Genomic DNA, 20,392 nt, shown 5'->3' with positions numbered 1-20,392 from the left:
CATATCTATGTCTTCATTCAAACAACATCAGAATTTGAACCTCAGTGAAGTGAACCAAGACGTGCTCAAGGCGTGGGACGAACAGGATTTGTTCCACCGCAGCATGACGGAACGCGAGGGTTGCCCCTCCTTCGTCTTCTTCGAAGGTCCTCCCTCCGCCAACGGACACCCCGGCATTCACCATGTCATGGCGCGCTCACTCAAAGATGCTTTCTGCCGCTACAAAACCATGAAGGGTTTTCAAGTGAAAAGAAAAGCAGGATGGGACACGCACGGACTGCCCGTCGAACTTGGCGTGGAAAAAGAACTGAACATCACGAAAGAAGAAATCGGAAAGAACATTTCCATCGCTGACTACAATGCGCACTGCCGTCGCAACGTGATGAAATATACCCAGGAGTGGACGGAACTCAGCCGTCAAATGGGCTACTGGGTAGATATGGAGAACCCCTACATCACCTACGACAACTCCTACATCGAATCCGTTTGGTGGTTGCTCGGACAACTCTATGAAAAGGGGTTGCTCTACAAAGGCTACACCATTCAACCCTATTCTCCCGCCGCAGGTACCGGACTCAGTAGCCACGAACTCAATCAGCCCGGCTGTTACAGAGATGTGAAGGACACCACCGTGACGGCGCAGTTCCGCATCGTCAATCCGAAACCCGAGATGCAAGGGTGGGGCGATGCCTTCTTCCTCGCTTGGACCACGACTCCTTGGACCCTGCCCTCCAACACCGCACTTTGCGTCGGTCCTTCCATTGATTATGTCGCCCTCCGCACTTTCAATCCCTACACGGGACAACCCATGACTGCCGTCATGGCTTCCGTTCTTGTGAACTCCTACTTCAACAAGGAAGGAGAAAATGCAGATTTTGAGGCGTATAAGCAAGGTGATAAAGTCGTGCCTTATCAAATCGTCGGCTCCTGGAAAGGCAGTGAACTCGTTGGCATGAACTACGAACCCCTCATGCCGTGGGTGAAACCCTGCGAGAAAATCTCTGACCAAAGTTCCGCCGAAACCGTGCGCTTTGCCGAGGCGCATCCTGAGAAATGTTTCAGCGTGGGCGATGACCGTTTCGTCGAACTCGCCGAGGCTGCCTTCAGAGTTATCCCGGGCGACTATGTCACCACGGAAGACGGTACGGGCATCGTACACATCGCCCCGACTTTCGGTGCGGACGACGCCAAGGTGGCGAAAGCCGCCGGCATCCCCTCGCTCTTCCTCGTCAATCAAGCCGGCGAGACGCGCCCCATGGTTGATTTGACCGGAAAATACTATCTCATTGAAGAACTCGCTCCCTCCTTCCTCGAGACCTGCGTGGATAAAGAACTCTACGCTCACCACGCCGGTGCCTTCGTCAAGAACGCCTATGCACCCGAGTTCAATCAGGGAGGAAAATATGACGAAAAAGCAGCCCAGAAAGCAGAGGACCTCAACATCATCCTCTGCATGGAACTCAAACAGGAGGGCAAGGCTTTCAAGATTGAGAAACACGTCCACAACTATCCGCACTGCTGGCGCACCGACAAACCGGTGCTCTACTACCCGCTTGACAGTTGGTTCATCCGCAGTTCTGCCCTCAAAGAGCGCATGATGGAACTGAACGAACAGATTCAGTGGAAACCTGCTTCCACCGGAACGGGACGCTTCGGCAAATGGCTTGAAAACCTCAACGACTGGAACCTCAGCCGTTCCCGCTACTGGGGAACGCCGCTGCCCATCTGGCGCAACGCCGACACGAAAGAGGAAATGTGCATCTCCTCTTTGGAACAACTCTATGCAGAAATCGAAAAGAGCGTGCAGAGCGGATTCATGAAATCTAATCCTCTGAAGGAGAAAGGTTTTGTTCCCGGAGACTTCAGCCGAGAGAACTATGACCGCATTGACTTGCACCGCCCCTACGTCGATGAGATTGTGCTCGTTTCTCCCTCCGGTGCTCCCATGCGCCGCGAGGCTGACCTCATTGACGTATGGTTCGATTCCGGCTCCATGCCCTACGCTCAGTTGCACTATCCGTTTGAGAACAAGGAAGAATTTGACAAGGGCAACCTTTTCCCCGCCGATTTCATCGCAGAAGGTGTGGACCAGACCCGTGGTTGGTTCTTCACGCTCCATGCCATTGCCACCATGGTCTTTGACCAGGTCGCTTTCAAAACGGTCATCAGCAACGGTCTCGTGTTGGACAAAAACGGTAACAAAATGTCCAAGCGCCTCGGCAATGCCGTTGATCCGTTTGAAGTGATTGCGGAACACGGTTCTGACGCCGTGCGCTGGTACATGCTCACCAACTCCTCGCCTTGGGACAAATTGAAGTTTGACGTGGACCGCGTTCGTGTGGTGTCTCGCTCCTTCTTTGGCAAATTGTTCCAGACCTATTCCTTCTTCTCGATGTATGCCAACATCGATGGTTTTGACCCCAAGGCACCCGCCGTGCCGATGGAGGAACGCTCCTCGCTTGACCGTTGGATTCTCTCCGAACTGAACAGCCTCATCTTGGACGTCACCCGCGACTTTGATGAATATGAACCGACACGTGCCGGTCGCCGCATTCAGAACTTCGTGACCGTGCATCTTTCCAACTGGTTCGTGCGTCTCTCCAGAAAGCGCATCTGGGGCACCGGTCTCACGACGGACAAACTCAGTGCTTATCAGACGCTCTACACCTGTCTGCTTGAAGTGTCCCGTCTCATGGCTCCCATCGCTCCGTTCTATGCCGACCGTCTCTATCTTGACCTCACGGCAGAGAACCACCGCGCCGACAGCGTCCACCTCGACTCCTTCCCCGTGGCTGACGAGACCTTGATTGACAAAGACGCAGAGCGCCGCATGGAACTTGCCCAGCGCGTTTCCTCCATGGTGCTCTCTCTCCGTAAGAAGGAACGCATCATCGTGCGCCAGCCCCTGCGCTGCGTCGCCGTGCCCATCACCGAGCCGAGACTCAAAGAAGACCTTGAGTGCTATCAGCACATCATCCTCGAAGAGGTCAATGTCAAGGAACTTCATTTTGCTGACGCCAATATGTTGGAAAAGAAAGTGATGTGCAACTTCCCTGTCATGGGCGCTAAGTTCAAAAACCTCATGAACTCCGTCAATGCTGCCGTCACCGCACTTTCCACCGACGAAATCAACCAACTTGAACGTGACTCCCGCCTCTCTGTCACTCTTGCCGACGGAGAAGTGGTGGAAATTGAACGTGGCGATGTGAAAATCATCACCAGCGAGATGCCGGGTTGGGCTTTCGTCACCGATGGCAATTTGACCGTGGCGCTTGACCTCACCGTGACGCCCGAACTGAAAAACGAAGGTGTCTCCCGCGAGATTGTGAAGCGCATTCAGAACCACCGCAAAGAAAGCGGCTTTGAAATCACCGACCGCATCCGCGTCACGCTCTCCAATCATCCTGAAATTGAAGAGGCTGTGAACAGTTTCCACGACTACATCGCCGCTCAGGTGCTCGCCGACGAACTCCGTTGTGCAGAAATCCCCGCAGGCACGGATGGTGCCGTCACCTTTGACTTTGGCGACTTCACCATTGAAGCGGTCATTGAACGATAAGACAAAACGGTACACCGTGAGTAGTTACCACAAACGTAATTGCTCACGATGTACCTATTATTATATCGTATATACCTTAACCTAAAACTTACGGCTTTGCCGTTTTCGACCATGGAAGAAAAACCTCGTTATTCCGATCAAGAATTGGAAGAATTCAAGCAAATCATTCTCTCTAAACTCGAACTGGCTCGTCGCGACTACGAACAACTCATGGATGCCATCTCCGGCAAGTCTGCCACCGGTGCCGATGACACCATGCCGACCTATCATGTGCTGGAAGAGGGTTCGCCCACCCAAAGCAAGGAAGAACTCACTGCCATGGCTCTCCGCCAGCAGAAGTTCATCACCGCGCTTCAGGCTGCTCTCGTCAGAATTGAGAACAAAACCTACGGCGTCTGTCGCGCCACCGGTAAACTCATTCCGAAGGAACGCCTCCGCGCCGTGCCTCATGCCACTCTCAGCATTGAAGCCAAACAAAATCGTCGCTGAACGGCAGTTCACCTCTATTACTCATGACATTCAAGAATCCTTTCATCGTGCGCAGCCTCACCGCTTGGGCGGTTGCTCTCCTCATTGTGGTAGCAGACCAAGTGGTGAAGTATGTGGTAAAAACCAACTTTTCGCTCTTTGAATCTGTGAAGGTCACACCGTGGTTCCACATTTTCTTCACCGAAAACACCGGCATGGCATTCGGCATGCAGTTCATGGCAACCGCCTTCCTCGCTGTCTTTCGGGTCGTGGCGATAGCCTATTTCTCCATTGTCCTGCGCCGCATCATCCATTCCCAACTGTCGTGGGGCATCCTCGTCTGCTTCTCCCTCATCATTGCCGGTGCTGTGGGCAACCTCATCGACAATGCTTGCTACGGTCTCATCTACACCGAGAGTCTGCCGTTTGGTGAACCCGCCGCGCTCACCGCGTGGGGAGAGGGATATGGCAGTTTCCTGTCGGGCAGGGTAGTGGATATGTTCTACTTCCCGTTCTTCACCTGGCCCGAACAGTTGCCTTGGATTGGCGGTCAGACCTTCTTTGGCGCTGTCTTCAACTTGGCGGATGCCGCCATCAGCGTTGGTTTTGTCTGTCTTTTGTTTTATCACAAGACCATCCTCGAACATCACCTTTTTCGTCTGCCGGCATTCCGCAAGACTGAGGCTTCCTGATTTCAGAACATCCCCCTTAAAAAAGTCCCCTTTGACTTTCTCAATTCATTCCTTCCGCAAGATGTTTCGTGCAGTTTTCTGCATCTTCTTCCTTTCTCTTTTGTTGCAGGCACTCTTCTCCTGCCACTCCGGAAAGGAAGAGAAAGTGTTGTCGGAAGGAGTCATGGGTGAAGTCTTGTATGACCTTCAGTGGGCAGACGCCATGGCTCGTGTCAAAGGTGGGAACTCCGTGGACAGTTTGCGCCTTCGCTATCGTCAGGCTGTGTTCCTCAAACACCATGTCAGCGAGGAGGATTTCCGTCGCTCCATGGAATGGTATGGTGCTCACGCCGACAAACTTTTGGCTGTCTATGAGAACATGGAGAACGACAATTCCGGCTCAGGAAATTCTGCGCAGAAAGGCGTGGATGCCCAAAAAGCAGACAGCAACCTCTTGTGGAAAGCTCCCGATGCCATCTTGCTCACCTCCAACGGAAAAGCTCACTACAGTTTTTCTTTCATACCTCCTCCCAACGACTCCATAGCAGATCGTGTTCTCACTTGCAGTTGGTCCTCCTCTTGGCACAGCGCAGAGGGACCGCGTCAAGCCACCGTCCAACTTTCAGTCTGGCTTGAAGGAGATTCCGTTCTCACCGTTCATCAAACCATCTACGGAAAAGGCGACGGAAAAATGTTCCTAAATGTTCCCGGCGATAGAAAAATCCTGAAAATCACCGGCTTCTGCTATCTCCGTATTTCACAAGCCATCCGTCCCCGCCTCCTCTGTCTTTCCCGGCTGCGCTTGACTTGCGACTACCGTCCCGCACGTTCACTCACGCCGGAAAACGAAGGCACGCTCATCCGTCCCGACGGTGCAGACTCCATCTCGGGAGAGCGGCGTGTGCCTCGTTCATTGCTGCACTCCATGCGTGACAGTCTTCACGCAGCAGATGCCATGCGTGAGAAAGCACCGCATTTCAAATGATTATTTGCGTGTTCTTATAGAATTACGGGATGTCCTATAATTTGCTGTTTGTTCTTATTATTATGGAATAAGGAACATTCGCTCCCACTTCATGTCTTTATCCTCCTTTCCTCCCTCACATTTTCGCCGCGTTGTCTTTTCCCTTGTCCTTCTTTCTGATGGCACGGAATTGCCTCGTGAGATTGTCGTCTTTGACCGTCTCACGAACCGTCCCGTTGCCCATTTTCCCTTCTCGGGCATTGAAGAGCCTTTTCTCGAGTGGCGCGATGAATCCTTTGTTTTTTTGGAGAAGTAGTTTGGTCTGCGTGGCGATGCTCCATCACGTCAGCAAAAGATTTTGGACGGCAAAGAAAATGTAGGGTTGCGCGCGGTTCGTTTTTATCACTATATACGTATATAAAAGGGAAAACGAAAAAAAATATACAAACTATACACAAACCCTACATTTAACCATGCATCTCGCTGATTCTCAGTCAGTTGCAAAATGTATAGTTTGCGGTGCAAACCCTACACAAACTATACACAAACCCTACATTCAAACTATACACAGATCCCAACACAACGGCGTCCAAAACTCTACACAGAACCCAACACAACGGTGTCAAAAGCACTGCGCAAAACTATACACAAACGATACATTCTTTTGTTGAATACTTGCTGTCCGCTAAACGCAATTAAGGAGAACAGCCCTTCCCTTTAGAGAGGGGTTGGGTAGGCTTCCACGGAGGTATCATAAACCCTCATATATAACCTCATATCAAAGTTTGAAAAGCCCTTCCCTTTAGGGAGGGGTTGGGGTAGGCTTCTTAGCCTGGAAGGCTGTACGCCAGCGAAGATGGCGGCGGAGCCGCCGCGCCGGAGGCGCACACACTCCTAAAGATGAAGCAGACGGCATGCACCTCTACCGAGAAAAGGGGTTGTCATTCCTTCAAAGTGCCTCCAAAATTTTCCACACCCAAGGCGGTTTTTCGGTTTTAACACTTCTTGCTTTTGGCGATGAAATGTATTATATTTGTATAGAGATATGGGAGGAGCCTCGGCTCCCCCCTTTTTTCGTCACTTTCCCTTTAAAATCGGGGTTTTAGAAGCGCTTCCGGGAAAAATTTGCCTTCCTCTAATTTTTCTTTGCCTTCCTCTAATTTTAATTTGAGGAAGGCAAAGGAAAACTGCACGCCGAATAGGCAAAATTGGGAGGCGGAAAGTGTTCTCGAAAGTTAAAAATGTTAATGTCGAATCGCTGAAAAAACGCTCAAAATTGTTGGATTTTTCGGCTCGCTCTTTCCTCTTTCCTCTCCATCAATGCTCATGAATGGGTTCATCAAAGCGGCTTTCATTTTTTGGGGGGCACGAATTGTTTTTGTTGGGGAGACACGAATTGATTTTGTTTGAACTTGAATTGTTCACGAATTGTTCAGAAATAACGAGACAGTTAATGGGAATTAATGGAGAAACATTTCTTCCTAGGAGAGCACCTAAGTAAAACTGGGAGCGCACCTAAGTAAAACTGGGAGCGCACCTAAGTAAAACTGGGAGCGCACCTAAGAAAAACTGGGAGCGCACCTAAGAAAAACTAGGAGCGCACCTAAGAAAAACTAGGAGCGCACCTAAGTAAAACTGGGAGCGCACCTAAGTAAAACTAGGAGCGCACCTAAGAAAAACTAGGAGCGCACCTGGTTAAAATTTGCCTTCCTCAAAAAAGCGACGCTAAACCCTACTCAACGACGCAATGTACCCTACACAGGCAGCGTTCATCTCCGCCGTCGTGTAGGGTCTGTGTAGAGTTGCAATGTATAGTTTTGTGTATAGTTTGTGTATAGTTTGTGTATAGTTTGAGGCGCAAACTATACATTCCGTAACGCGCGGTAAATCAGCAAGATGTAGGGTTTGATGTAGGGTTAGTGTATAGTTTGTATAGTTTTTTCTTTCCCCCTTTTATTTACGTATAGTGTAGGGTTGAAACGCTGTGACAGTAAACGCTACACAGCGGCGAATGAGACTCCGCGAAAGTCTTATCGTTCACTAATATCTAAGAAATTGTTTTCTGCTTAGGTGCTCGCTTGCAAAAAATCCGGTTTGGAGTGTGGGCTCCAAACCGGATGAAGTGTTTCCCCGGATGCAGATTGAATTCTGCGGGGGTGAGGTCTTGTTTAGTGATGTTCGCGGCGGATTAGTTGAACCAGCGAACGTAGCACATGTCTTGACGATTGGCAAGCTGCGGGTGCTTCGGATAGAGGCGATAAGCCACCTTGTAGCTGCCGGCGAGGTCGATGCTTGCGGTGAGCTCAAAGGTGTGGAGGTTTCCTTCACGAGAAACGAGTTTCATCGGGAGCACTTCGCTGACATGTTCGTTGCCATCGGTGCCGGTCATGACCACGAGGTCGATTCCGACTGCATCGTCAAGTCCTTGTTCGTCCACCACGTGACGCACGGTGAATTCCTTACCGCTGATGAGGGATGCGCTCTGGAGGTTTTCGCTGCGTGTGCTGCTGACCACCTTGATGCTGTCCCAACGTTCTGCCACGCTTTCCTTCCAGGCTGCGATGTCGCGAGCGATGCGGTTGTTGTCAGCGGAGATGGCGTGGAAACGTGCGGCGAGGGGATTGTAGAAGCGGGTGTAGTAGTCGTCGAGCTGACGCTTCATCGTGTAGTGCGGAGCGATGTGAGCGATGGAGTTCTTGACGGTGCGCACCCAGTTCTCTGAGAAGCCCTGACGGTTGCGAGCGTAGTAGAGAGGAATGATTTCCTGCTCGAGCATGGAGTAGATGGTGGAGGCGTCGAGTTTGTCCTGATGGTCTTGGTTTTCGTAGGTGCGACGGTCGGTGAGAGCCCAACCTGCGCCTTCGCGATAGCCTTCATACCACCATCCGTCGAGTACGCTGAGGTTTACGACACCGTTCATGAGTGCCTTTTCACCGCTAGTACCGGATGCTTCGAGCGGACGGGTCGGCGTGTTCATCCAGATATCTACACCGGAGACGAGGCGGCGTGCGAGTTGCATGTCATAGTTGTCCAAGAAGAGGATTTTGCCCATGAACTCGGGACGCTGAGAGATGTCGTAAATCTTCTTGATGAGACCTTGACCTGCACCGTCGGCGGGGTGAGCCTTGCCGGCGAAGAGGAACTGAACGGGATATTTCGGGTTGTTGACAATCTTGCTCAGACGGTCGAGGTCAGAGAAGAGGAGGTGTGCGCGCTTGTAGGTGGCGAAGCGGCGTGCGAAACCGATGAGCAGGGCGTTGGGGTTGATTTTGTCCAAGAGGCTTACGACCATGGAGGGGTCACCCTGATTTTTGAGCCAGTTTTCGCGGAAGCGACGGCGGATGTAGTCAATGAGTTTGTTCTTGAGTTGAACGCGTGTGTTCCAGATGACTTCATCGGGCACTTGGAGAATCTTTTCCCAAATTTTCTCGTTGCTCTGGTCGTGATAGTACTCAGCACCGAGATATTTTTTGTAAACTGCCTGCCATTCCTTGGCACACCAAGTGGGGAGGTGAACACCGTTGGTGACGTAGCCGACGTGGCTTTCTTCGGGGTTGGGATTGTAGATTTCTTCCCATTCGTCGTGTGTGCGTTCAGCGTGGTCGAGTCGTTCGGGAGAGGGCAGGTAGCCCGGCCAGATTCCGCGGAACATCTGTTGGCTGACACGTCCGTGGAGCCAGCTGACGCCGTTGACTTCCTGGCAAGTTTTGCAGAGGAAGGTGGACATGCAGAACTTCTCGTTCTTATCACCGGGGTTGGTGCGTCCCATTCCCATGAAGTCGTCCCAACTGATGCCGAGGCGTGCGGGGAACTGGTTCATGTACTTGTTGAAGAGACCTTCGTCGAAGTAGTCGTGACCGGCGGGCACGGGAGTGTGAACGGTGTAGAGAGAGGAGGCGCGAACGAGTTCGAGAGCCTGGTTGAAGGAAAGTCCGCTTTCCACGTATTCAGCGAGGCGCTGCACGTTGCAGAGGGCGGCGTGACCTTCGTTGCAGTGGTAAACGTCCTTCTTGATGCCGAGTTTGTTGAGCGCGAGCATACCGCCGATGCCGAGGAGATATTCCTGCTTGATGCGGTTTTCCCAGTCACCGCCATAGAGGCTGTGAGTGATGCGGCGGTCGTATTCGGAGTTGAGTTCGTTGTCAGTGTCGAGGAGGTAGAGAGAGATGCGACCCACGTTGGCTCTCCAGAGTGTGGCGTGCACCATGAAGTTGGGGTAGGGCACATCCACGATGACCTGATTGCCGTCGGCGTCGAGGACGCGTTCGATGGGGAGACGGTCAAAGTCCTGGGGTTCATAGTTCGCAATCTGCTGTCCGTCCATGGAGAGAGACTGAGTAAAGTAGCCGTAGCGATAGAGGAAGCCGACAGCCACCATGTCCACGTTGCTGTCAGAAGCCTCCTTGAGGTAGTCACCGGCGAGGATGCCGAGACCGCCGGAGTAAATCTTCAGCACGTGAGAGAGACCATATTCCATGCAGAAGTAAGCCACGGAAGCGCGTTTGGGATCGGGCTTCACGTCCATGTACTTGCGGAAGTCTGCATAGACCTTGTTCATCTTGCGAATGATCTCCTCGTTTTTGGAGAGTTCGATGAGACGGTCGTAGTCAATGCTGCGGAGCAGGTCGATGGGGTTACGACGCACCTTGTGCCAAAGCTCTGTGTCCAAGGAAGAGAAGAGGTCAAGTGCTTCTGTGTTCCAGCACCACCAGAGGTTGTGGGACAGTTCGTCAAGTTTCTTGAGCGCCTCGGGAATGTGGCTTTTCACGTTAATCACTTTCCATGAGGGCTGGTTAGAGTTACTGATTGTGACGTTCATTGTTTTTTATGTGAAATAATGAATGATTTTTCGATTCTCGGTAAATTTGTTTTCTCGTTATTAACGTTTCTAACGTTCCTAACGTTTCTAACGTTACTTACGTTTTTCTCGAAAATTCCTTTATATATTATATATGTCTCGTTTTGTTCACGCCTGTTTTTTGCGCAGTGCGAAGTCCCAGGCTTGATAGTAGTGTCGGATGAAGTTTGTCCAGCGCGCTTTGTCAGACAACTCTGCGGCACGGCGGCGCACTTCGGTGCGGCGGCGCGGCGCGAGGGCAATCATGTCAAGGATGACGTCGCACATGGCTCGGGTCACCTCCCAGTAGTTGCTGTCGTCGCGGTGAAGCACGCTGACGCCGTCTTCCAATTTGCCTTCATGTCCGAGTGTCTCGTTCACCCACTGTCCGAAACCGCTCAGGTCGGTGGTAACACAGGGGGTGCGGAAGGCACAACTCTCCAGCGGCGTGTAGCCCCAGGGCTCATAGTAAGAAGGATAGAGCGCGAGGTCGTTGGCGGCGAGGAGGTGATAGTAGGGCATGTTGAAGATGCCGTCGTTGCCGTCCAGATAGCACGGCACGAGAAGAATCTTCACCGGGTCGCCGGGCAGGTTACGGAAACCGAGTTGCCAAATCTGACGCACGATGCGGTCATCGTTGAGATTCCAAAGGTCGTGGGTGATGATGGGATTGGGCAGCGGAGTCTCCGATTTTTCTTTGCCACTCAAACGAGTTTGCAGGTCTTCACGCGGACCTTTCAGCCAGCAGGGCACTTCAATCAGTGCCAACACTGAGGGCGACTTGCCGTCTTCGCAGGGAAGGGCAGAGCGGAGTTGGGAGATGGTGTCGAGGAACACGTCAAACCCTTTGCAACGATAGTCGTTGCGACCGCTGGTGGAGACTATCAGTGTGTCGTCGGAGAGTTCAGAGCCGGTCAGAGCCGATGCCACTTGCAGAATTTGCTTGCGGGCGGCGCGGCGCACGGTGTTGAACTTGTTTCCGACAGGTACGAAGTCGGGTTCAAAGCCATTGGGAAGCACCACATCGGCGGGTTTGTCAAGCAGTTGTTTGCATTCTCTGTCGGTGAAGGTGCTGACGGTCGTGAAGCAGTCGGCACGATGTGCGCTCTGCTTTTCGATGCTGTGTTTGGCATCCATGTGGAGTTCCTCAGCCATTTGGTCTCCGTGATAGCCGGAGAAGTAGGCGTAGAGTTCCTTGTTGTTGCCGGCGATGGAGCGTCCGATGCTCGTGGCGTGGGTGGTGAAGACGGTGGCGACTTCGGGGCAGGCATCTTCAAGGAAGAGCATGCCGAGACCGGACATCCATTCGTGAGCCTGATAAATCACCTTTCCTTTCACCAAGCCTGCTTTCACCCAGGCTTCCACGGCGCGTCCGGCACAGACGGAGAACATGGAGGCTTCGTCATAGTCGCCGTAGGCACGGATGGAATCTACGCCAAACTTTGTCCAAGCATCAGCGTAGATTTGGTCTTTTTCTGCAAAAAGTGGGGTGAAATCAACCAAGACTGCCACAGGGTTTCCGGGCACGTTCCAGCGTCCGATGCGACAATTGATGCCGCGTTCAGCAGCAGCCTTCTTCCAGCGTGGAAGAAGTTTCTGGTCTTCAACAAAATCAAGGTTTTTGTGGTCAGAAAGAAGGTCGGGACCGATGAAAACGTTTTTATCGCCGAACTCTTCTTGAAGGGTCTTTGCCCGAGAAGATAATACAGTGTAAATACCGCCGACCTTGTTGCACACCTCCCAACTGGTCTCAAAGACATAGTCGGGATGCAGCAATTCGGTCGTCACAGATGCTTCGGACTGTGATGCCGAAGTGTTTGTTTTCTTTGCCATAAAATTATTTATCCCCTGTATTTCGGTGAATCCATCGTCGTCAAGATTCAGAAGGGGCGTTTTCTCTTTGTTTCGGGTGCAAATTTAGTGTAAAGTATGTAAAAATCAAAACACAAGGTGCGAAAACCGACTGAAACGAGCGCTTGCGGCAATGACTGTGAAGTCGGTGTGACAAAATTGCTGCTTCACCGCGGTTCGTTGCATTCTCATCGCTGTTCGTTGCACTTTTTGTGCGGTTCAACGAGATTTCATGCGTTTCATTTGTGAATAGGCTTGTCGGATGCCGAGTTGTCCGGCGCGGCTAAAGTCTTCTCCGGCACCTGTGCGATCTCCGCTTTGGAGGCGGAGCAATCCGCGGTTGTAGTATGCCTCTGCCAAATCGGGGTCATTTTCAATGGCCTTGCTGAAGGTTTCCATGGCTTCTTTGGAGGCATTTCCGGCGGCAAGCGCGCAGCCGAGGTTGTAGAGCAGGCAGGCGTTGCCGGGATGGGTGCGGCAGGCATTTCGCAGCAGGTTTTGACAGAGTGTCAATTGCTGGTTGCGCGGTGTGGCACTTTTCTCTCCGCTCATTTCTTCGGATGCAGAGGTGCGTGAGACGAGGAAGAGGGTGTGAGTGTATTGCAACAGGGGGAGCAGTGCCTCCGGTGCGGCAGCGTGTGCTTTGCGACTCAGTTCGAGTGCGGTGTCAAAGTCATAGTTCTCCACGGCGACCACGGATTGCAGCACGAGATTGAGCACGGAGTCCGTCGATGCTTTGAAATCGGGTGTTTTCTGCACGATTTTTGCGGAGTCCGCGGTGGAGGTGGCAAGGGAGAGACGACGAACGGAGGTCTTTGTGGCAATTTGTTTGGAGAGTTTTTCCACTTCGGGAAGATAAGCCCACCCCGTGGTGCTGCCCGTGACGGTGTTGCGGAAGGCAAGGGAGAACATGGGGAAGAGGCGATCGTTCACTTTGACGTTTTGCACCTTCCCGTAGAGTGTGCCAAAGATGTTTCTGACAGTGTCTTCCTTTTCTTCGACGGGTGCTTTGTAGTTGTCCAATTCATGGGCAGAGCCTCTGGGCACTTCCCTTTTTCGTGTGGTTCGTTTCTTTCCGAACGCCATGTCGAGTTCAAAGCGAGCGATGACAGTTTCGTCGTTCTGTGCACCTCTGATGTCGCCAATTTTTCTGCGGCAGAGTGCGCGTTGCTGATAGCCGTAGAGAAAGTCGGGATAGGCTTTGAGCAGAGCGGTATAGTCTTTGATGGCACCTTGATAGTTTCCAACGGCAGCACGAAGTTCGGCACGATTATATCTTGCCAAGACGTTTTCCGGCTCTTTCTCCAAGACAAAGTCAAAGTCTTCGATGGCGCGGTTCAAGTCGCCGGTGAAGGAGCGGAGCAAGCCGCGATTATAGTGTGCCACAAAATGCTCGGGGCAGAGTCGAATGACCTCGTCATAGTCATTGGTGGCATCTCCGAAGCGCCCCTGGGCGTGTCGGATGGCTGCTCTGAGCAGGTGGGAGCCGTAGTCTTCCGGCTGTTGTTGAATGGCAAGTGTGGCGAAGGAGTCCGCCGCGGCGTAGTTCTCTTTGTTGAAAAGATGTCGTGCTTTGAAGGAAAGGGCGTCAAAGTCTTTGGGCACGTAGGTCAGCCATTTATCTACAAAAATGATGGCGCCCGTGGTGTCTTTTTGTTCAAGGCGTGACTGCGTGGAAGCAGAGAACGCTCTGACATAGACATCGGGAGGCGTCATCAAGGTTTGCAGGGCAGAATCCGCCTGCTCATAGCGTTTGAGTTGGAGAAAGCAGAGAGCCTGATTGTAGCGCACGCCTTGGTCGTTGGGCTCTTCTGCAATCACGCGGACATAGTCGTCCACAGCGCCTTCATAGTTTTCGTTGTGGATGCGACAGATGGCGCGGAGTCGATAGACATCCGCAATGAAGGGGTTGCGTTCGATGCTGAGGTCGCAATCCTTTTCTGCTCCCACGAAGTCTTCGAGCGTGAACTTGGCGTAGGCTCTATAATAATAAGGTGCAGCGAGAAAAGGCTTTGCGTCAATGGCGTGGTTGAAGTAGCGAACGGCTGCAATGTAGTCGTCCGCACTGAGGGCATTTCTGCCCATTCGGACGGCTGCATCAGCATTCACCTGTGCCCTCCCTTGAAGGAAGAAAAACGCACAAGCCATCCACAGAAGCAGACCTTGCAACCGGCTCTTGTCCATTGATTAATTTTTGTGTTTGAATCGTTTCTTTCCGTGGAGTTCGGGAAGAAACTTTATTTCGGACTTTTCACCTTGTAGGCGCAACGGAACTTTCCTTTCAGCAGATTGGAAGTTTTGCTGCGTGACATTTGTTTGCGCAGAGGGGAGATGCGGTCGATGAAGAGTTTGCCTTCAAGGTGGTCAAACTCGTGTTGCATCACTCGGGCAAGATAGCCCTCCACCCATTCCTCGTGGGGAGTGAAGTCCTCGTCAAGATAACTGACTTTGATGCGGGTGGGGCGACGCACAGGCTCGTGGATGCCGGGCAGACTCAGACACCCCTCTTCGGAAATGGCTGTTTCAGAGTCGTCATATTCCAAAATGTGGGGGTTGATGTAGGCACGGTTGAAGTCAGCATATTCGGGAAAGTCGTCTTTCAGCACGTCAAGAGTGATGACAACCACGCGAATCGCCTTGCCGATTTGTGGGGCAGCGAGTCCGACTCCGTCGCTGTGGTACATGGTCTCAAACATGTCGCTAATCAACTCCTTGAGGTTGGGAAAGTCGGGGGTGATGTCTTCCGCTTTTTTGCGGAGCACGGGCATGCCGTAGGTATAAATGGGTAGAATCATATTTCTTGTTTTTGGGTTCTATGACCTCTCACAATCCGGCTGCTCCGAATTGTTTGCTGTCCATGTAGGATTGCAGGATGATGCAGGCACTGATTTCATCGACCAGCCCTTTGTCCTTTTGTCGGCGCATTTTGGAGACTCCGCTTTGAAGGATGGCTTGGTGAGCAAGCACGGAGGTGAAACGCTCGTCCCATTGCACGATGTTCAGCGTTTTCGGTAGTTTTGCCTCAAGTTTTTGGATGAACTGCGTCACTCGGGTTTGGTTCTCTGAGGGCTGTCCGTTCATCTGCACGGGCATCCCGATGACCACCGTTTCCACGTCTTCTCGGGTGACATAGTTCACGACAAAGTCCAACAGTTCGTGGGTGGCAACGGTGGTCAAACCGTTGGCAATCAACTGACACACGTCAGTCACCGCCAGTCCGGTGCGTTTTTTTCCGTAGTCAATGGCAAGGATTCTGGACATGTTTTTCGCAGCGGGAATTTTTAGGTCAGCGAATCATGTCTGTGCCCATGTAGGGTTGCAGGGCATTGGGGATGCGGATGCCTTCGGGAGTCTGGAAGTCTTCCAACAGGGCTGCCACGATGCGGGGCAGGGCGAGGGCAGAGCCGTTGAGCGTGTGGCAGAGGTGAATCTTCTTGTCGTTGCCACGATAGCGACACTGGAGACGGTTTGCCTGATAGGTGTCGAAGTTGGAGACGGAGCTCACTTCCAGCCAGCGTTTCTGTGCTTCGCTATAGACTTCAAAGTCATAGCAGATGGCAGCGGTGAAACTCATGTCTCCGCCGCAGAGTCGGAGGATGCGGTAAGGGAGTTCCAGTTTCTTCAGCAAGCCTTCCACATGGTCAAGCATCTCCTGATGAGATTCCTGAGAGTGTTCCGGCGTGTCGATGCGAACGATTTCAATCTTGGAAAACTCGTGCAGACGGTTCAGACCGCGCACGTCCTTGCCATAGCTGCCGGCTTCGCGACGGAAGCACTGTGTGTAGGCGCAGTTTTTGATGGGCAGCTCGTTTTCGGAGAGAATCACGTCGCGGTAGATGTTGGTCACCGGCACCTCGGCGGTGGGGATGAGATAGAGGTCATCCATTTCGCAGTGATACATCTGACCTTCTTTGTCGGGCAGCTGTCCTGTGCCATAGCCGGAGGCTTGGTTCACCACGGTGGGCGGCATGATTTCAGTGTAGCCGGCGGCGCGTGCTTCATCCAAGAAGAAGTTGATGAGGGCGCGTTGCAGACGAGCACCTTGTCCGATATAGACGGGGAAGCCTGCTCCGGTGATTTTCACGCCGAGGTCAAAATCAATGAGGTTGTATTTCTTTGCCAATTCCCAGTGTGGCAGGGCGTTTTCGGGGAGCACGGTGTCGTGACCTCCGGTTTTCACAACGAGATTGTCTTCTGCGCAACTTCCTTCGGGCACGAGGTCGTAGGGGATGTTAGGGATGGTGTAGAGCAGTTCGCGGCGTTCGTTCTCTGCCGTTTTCATTGCCTCTTCTTCGACTTTGCAGCGTTCTTTAATGTCAGCCACTTGCTTCTTAGCCTCTTCTGCTTCTTCCTTCTTTCCCTGCTTCATGAGCATACCGATGCTCTTGGAAGTGGAATTGATTTGAGCGTTGAGGTTGTCGAGACGTGCTTGTGCTTCCTTGCGTTTGTTGTCAATGGCGAGCACCTGCTCAATCACCTGTTCCGCGTTTTTGAAGTGTTTTTTCTTGAGTCCGTTGATGACGGCTTCTTTATTGTCGATGATTTGTTTAATGGTAAGCATAGCGATTCAATATGTTAAATAATTCGGGAGATTTCGTCTTGAAGGTGCAGTTGTCAGGCTTTTCCTTTGTGACGATTCGCTCTCTGTTGTCTGATTTTGGCTTTTTTCATGGCTGAAGCAGAGCCGTGGGAGCCGGTGATGTAGGCTTTTTTCTTCGCAATGGTTTTCACTTTTTGCGTTTTGGCGGGTGCATTCAATTTTGTTCCGCTGAACTTGATGCCGCCCATCATGGCCTGCATGATTTCATCGTCTGATGCTTTGCGATTATCAGTCATAAGTGGTGGTCTGTTTAGTGGTGGAAGAGTCGGATTCCGGTGAAAGCCATGGCGATGCCATATTTGTCGCAGGTGGCAATCACATGGTCGTCACGCACGCTGCCGCCGGCTTGTGCGACGAACTCGACACCGCTGCGGTGAGCGCGTTCGATGTTGTCGCCGAAGGGGAAGAAGGCATCGGAACCGAGTGCGACTCCGGTGTTTTGTGCAATCCAGGCTTTCTTCTCTTCGCGGGTAAGCACTTCGGGCTTTTCCGTGAAGAACTGTTGCCAAGCACCCTCGGCGAGGACGTCATCGTGGTCTTCAGAAATGTAGATGTCAATCGTGTTGTCGCGGTCGGCGCGGCGAATCTTCTCCACCCAGGGGAGATTCATCACCTTCGGGTGCTGACGCAGCCACCAAATGTCGGCTTTGTCGCCGGCGAGACGAGTGCAGTGAATGCGACTTTGCTGTCCGGCACCGATGCCGATGGCTTGACCGTCCTTGACGTAGCAAACGGAGTTGGACTGCGTGTATTTCAACGTAATCATCGCTACCATCAGGTCGCGGCGTGCCTCGGGAGTGAAGTTCTTGTTGATGGTCGGAATTTGGCTGAAGAGTTCATCCGTGGCGAGGTCAATCTCATTTCTGCCTTGTTCAAAGGTGACGCCGAAGACCTGCTTGCGCTCAATTGGTGCGGGCACATAGTCCGTGTCCATTTTGAGAATGACGTAGGTGCCTTTGCGCTTGGCTTTCAGGATTTCAAGTGCTTCAGGCGTATAGCCCGGAGCGATGACGCCGTCGCTCACTTCGCGTTTGATGATGAGTGCGGTCACTTCGTCGCAGATGTCGCTCAGTGCGATGAAGTCACCGTAGGAGGACATGCGGTCTGCGCCGCGAGCACGAGCATAGGCAGTGGCGATGGGAGAGAGGGGGAGAGGAATGTCATCCACAAAGCAGATTTTCTTCAACGTGTCGCTCATGGGGATTCCGACGGCAGCACCGGCGGGAGAGACATGTTTGAAGGAAGCGGCTGCGGCAAGTCCTGTGGCTTTCTTCAACTCGCGCACCAACTGCCAAGCATTGAGAGCGTCAAGAAAGTTGATGTAACCGGGGCGTCCGCCCAGCACTTCCACAGGCAGTTCGCCTTCCTCCATAAAGATTCTTGAAGGCTTTTGATTCGGGTTGCACCCGTATTTCAGCGTCAGTTCTTTCATGGGTTTGATATGAATAATCTGATGTTTTTATTCAGGGGTATTCTATAAATTATGGAATAAGTAGCGTTCAAAAGAAAGCGTTCACGTCTTGGTGCAGAGTCTTCATGAGTAATTCAGTTCTTAGCGTACTCTTTTGTAAGTTTCGTAAGTTCCATAGTCCGCTATGCCCTTCCTTCACAGACCAGAGTACATCTCTAAGATTAAAAAATCAAATCAACTCAAACTGATTTTTAGGACACTCATTCAATGATTCCGCATTCCAGCCATTCGTTCAGCAGTTTTTGGGAGTCGGCAAGGGCATCTGCTTTGTCCACTTCATATTCTTGAAGCAGCAGTTCTGCCAAGGTTCCTGCGTCAAATTCCTTGTCTTGGATGTTTTCCCAGAGGAAGGCGGCGCTTTCGTTCAGGGAAATCATGCGACTGAAGTCAATGTTTTCAATGCCGGTGGCGATGATGACTTTTTCGCCGCACACGTCGCGCAATTCAAATCCGGTTTTGATTTTCATGATGAGTCTGTTTATTTTGGGGTAAAGGAGGTCAAAGGGGACTAAAAAAGGATGTTTCGGTTTGAGGAGTCGGAGAGGCTTTTGGGGAGGCTTCCCCCTGTTTCACACCATCACTCTTCGCCAAACGGCGAGGATGACGCGACGAAGAAGAGGAGAGGAGGGCCAGAGTCGGGAGAAGATTTTCCATTTCTTGCTTTCCACGCTGTCCGGCTTGTTCCTGCCTTTTCTGTAGAAGCCGGTGACGATGCCAATCACATCGGAAATCGTGCACTCTTCCGTGCCATAGACATTACCATCGCCTCGGAGTGTCAGTCTTTCGCCTTCTCTTTTTGTCACTCGGTGCAACACAAAGATGTCTTTGGAGATGGCTGCAAGCACCACATCGCCTGTTTGAATCTTTTCTCTTTGGGGCGGCGCCAGCACCACCTTGTCGCGGAGAGTTTCCAAGAAGGGGCGCATGCTCACTCCTTTCACTCGCAGTGTGGCGGTGTGTCCTTGTTGCAGTGCGTTTCTGATTTCGCCAATCAGAATTTTGTTAGGTATTTCCTTGTTCACCTCTTTCATTGTGCGTCCGTTTTTTCGGATGTGTGGTTTGCCACAGTTTCGTGGCAGAGGCGGGCTGCTGCTTCATCGGGCAGACAGCGGAGGAAGAACACCGACACCCTTTTCACGACCGCTTCGGAGGTACGTGTGATGGCGTCAAAAGAAGGTTTGTCCCAAATCATGGAAGAGCAAGAGGAAAGCACGGAAGAGAAGGCATGCAGCGGAGACAATCTGTTGATTTCGTTGCGCGGTGCTTGTTCCAGGCGCACAATGGCGCCGATGGGCAGTGACTTGTTCTTGTAGCATGGTGTTTTCCCGCTCCAGGGAGTTCCATAGACCATGGCACGTCCTTCATCGTCAATTCTCACGGCAGGATTGTCATCGTTCAGCAGTTCCGTGTTGGGAATGTGGCGCAGCCAGAGTCCGGAGTGCGTGCTTTTGCCTGTGCCGCTCTTGCCGAGGAAAAGATAGCCCTTTCCATCCGCCATGGTCACTGAAGCGTGCATCAGCAGGGTGCGGTGATAGGCTGCGGAGAAGGCGTAGGTAATCATCAGCGCATTGCCAAGTCCGAAATTTTTGTTGTTTTCCGAGCCAAAGAGTGACACGTCACATTTTGTGAAGTTCGCATCGGTCTTCATGGCACTGGACTGCACGTTTTCGGGGGAGGAGATGATGATTTTATAGCCTCCTTCTTTCAGACGATAGACGGCATGGTTCGTTCCGCAGCTGTCGAATTGTCCGATTTCTTCTCCTTCCGGTTCGAGATCACAGAGTCCGTCGGCTATGCGTGCTTCAAAAATCATTGAGGCATGTTCCGGAATTTGTCGGATATAGAAAGGAGCGTAGGAAGGCAGCCGTTGCTTGAGTTCTTCCGTGTTGGGAGCGGAAAGGCGGAAAAAGAGTTCTGCCACGCAGAAATCAAGAGAGTGGAGTTGCATGATTCAGAAGAGTGAGATGAGAG

At 52.1% G+C, this 20,392-nt stretch carries 15 protein-coding genes; 4 read left to right on the top strand and 11 right to left on the bottom strand.

Annotation, left to right across the window (positions count from 1 at the left end):
* Nucleotides 1–7: 7 nt before the first annotated feature.
* The 4 genes from ileS (at nucleotide 8) to I6E40_RS03905 (ending at nucleotide 5,683) form a co-directional block, all read left to right on the top strand.
* A complete protein-coding gene (ileS, locus tag I6E40_RS03920) occupies nucleotides 8–3,559 on the top strand; it encodes an isoleucine--tRNA ligase (protein WP_235385602.1) in 3,552 nt (1,183 codons plus the stop codon).
* A gap of 111 nt (nucleotides 3,560–3,670) precedes the next feature.
* Nucleotides 3,671–4,048 carry a TraR/DksA family transcriptional regulator gene (locus I6E40_RS03915; protein ID WP_235385601.1) on the top strand — a complete coding sequence of 126 codons (378 nt, stop codon included), beginning with the start codon at nucleotides 3,671–3,673 and terminating at the stop codon, nucleotides 4,046–4,048.
* A 23-nt stretch (nucleotides 4,049–4,071) separates the two neighbouring features.
* Entirely contained in the window at nucleotides 4,072–4,719 is a 648-nt protein-coding gene (locus I6E40_RS03910) for a signal peptidase II (protein ID WP_235385600.1), read from the top strand.
* A gap of 61 nt (nucleotides 4,720–4,780) precedes the next feature.
* On the top strand, nucleotides 4,781–5,683 hold the full coding sequence (locus tag I6E40_RS03905) for a DUF4296 domain-containing protein (RefSeq protein WP_235385599.1): 903 nt from the start codon (nucleotides 4,781–4,783) through the stop codon (nucleotides 5,681–5,683).
* Between the two features lie 2,167 nt (nucleotides 5,684–7,850).
* On the opposite strand, the gene glgP is transcribed toward I6E40_RS03905, so the two are convergent.
* The 11 genes from glgP to I6E40_RS03850 all read right to left on the bottom strand — a co-directional run bounded on the left by glgP (nucleotide 7,851) and on the right by I6E40_RS03850 (nucleotide 20,369).
* Nucleotides 7,851–10,481, bottom strand: coding sequence for an alpha-glucan family phosphorylase (gene glgP, locus I6E40_RS03900; protein ID WP_235385598.1), 2,631 nt, complete (start codon nucleotides 10,479–10,481; stop codon nucleotides 7,851–7,853).
* A 147-nt stretch (nucleotides 10,482–10,628) separates the two neighbouring features.
* Nucleotides 10,629–12,287, bottom strand: coding sequence for a glycosyltransferase (locus I6E40_RS03895; RefSeq protein ID WP_235385613.1), 1,659 nt, complete (start codon nucleotides 12,285–12,287; stop codon nucleotides 10,629–10,631).
* Between the two features lie 282 nt (nucleotides 12,288–12,569).
* Entirely contained in the window at nucleotides 12,570–14,534 is a 1,965-nt protein-coding gene (locus I6E40_RS03890; RefSeq protein ID WP_235385597.1) for a tetratricopeptide repeat protein, read from the bottom strand.
* Nucleotides 14,535–14,587: 53 nt separating this feature from the next.
* Complete coding sequence (gene def / locus I6E40_RS03885; protein ID WP_235385596.1) at nucleotides 14,588–15,145, bottom strand: peptide deformylase; 558 nt, start codon at nucleotides 15,143–15,145, stop codon at nucleotides 14,588–14,590.
* Between the two features lie 28 nt (nucleotides 15,146–15,173).
* On the bottom strand, nucleotides 15,174–15,611 hold the full coding sequence (ruvX, locus tag I6E40_RS03880; RefSeq protein ID WP_235385595.1) for a Holliday junction resolvase RuvX: 438 nt from the start codon (nucleotides 15,609–15,611) through the stop codon (nucleotides 15,174–15,176).
* A gap of 25 nt (nucleotides 15,612–15,636) precedes the next feature.
* Nucleotides 15,637–16,911, bottom strand: coding sequence for a serine--tRNA ligase (serS, locus tag I6E40_RS03875; protein ID WP_235385594.1), 1,275 nt, complete (start codon nucleotides 16,909–16,911; stop codon nucleotides 15,637–15,639).
* A gap of 53 nt (nucleotides 16,912–16,964) precedes the next feature.
* A complete protein-coding gene (locus tag I6E40_RS03870; protein WP_235385593.1) occupies nucleotides 16,965–17,186 on the bottom strand; it encodes a hypothetical protein in 222 nt (73 codons plus the stop codon).
* 14 nt (nucleotides 17,187–17,200) lie between these two features.
* The gene (locus I6E40_RS03865) at nucleotides 17,201–18,382 is read right to left on the bottom strand and encodes a phosphoribosylaminoimidazolecarboxamide formyltransferase (protein WP_235385592.1); all 1,182 of its coding nucleotides are present in this window, start codon (nucleotides 18,380–18,382) and stop codon (nucleotides 17,201–17,203) included.
* A 239-nt stretch (nucleotides 18,383–18,621) separates the two neighbouring features.
* Nucleotides 18,622–18,888 (bottom strand): PqqD family protein, encoded by a 267-nt coding sequence (locus I6E40_RS03860; protein WP_235385591.1) that lies wholly within the window; start codon nucleotides 18,886–18,888, stop codon nucleotides 18,622–18,624.
* Nucleotides 18,889–18,990: 102 nt separating this feature from the next.
* A complete protein-coding gene (locus I6E40_RS03855) occupies nucleotides 18,991–19,452 on the bottom strand; it encodes a S24/S26 family peptidase (protein ID WP_235385590.1) in 462 nt (153 codons plus the stop codon).
* A complete protein-coding gene (locus I6E40_RS03850) occupies nucleotides 19,449–20,369 on the bottom strand; it encodes a hypothetical protein (protein WP_235385589.1) in 921 nt (306 codons plus the stop codon). Before I6E40_RS03850 ends, I6E40_RS03855 begins: the two co-directional genes overlap by 4 nt.
* Nucleotides 20,370–20,392 lie beyond the last annotated feature (23 nt).

Source organism: Prevotellamassilia timonensis (assembly GCF_021531665.1).
Classification (GTDB): Bacteria; Bacteroidota; Bacteroidia; order Bacteroidales; family Bacteroidaceae; genus Alloprevotella.
This window is presented reverse-complemented; position numbering and strand designations above follow the sequence as displayed.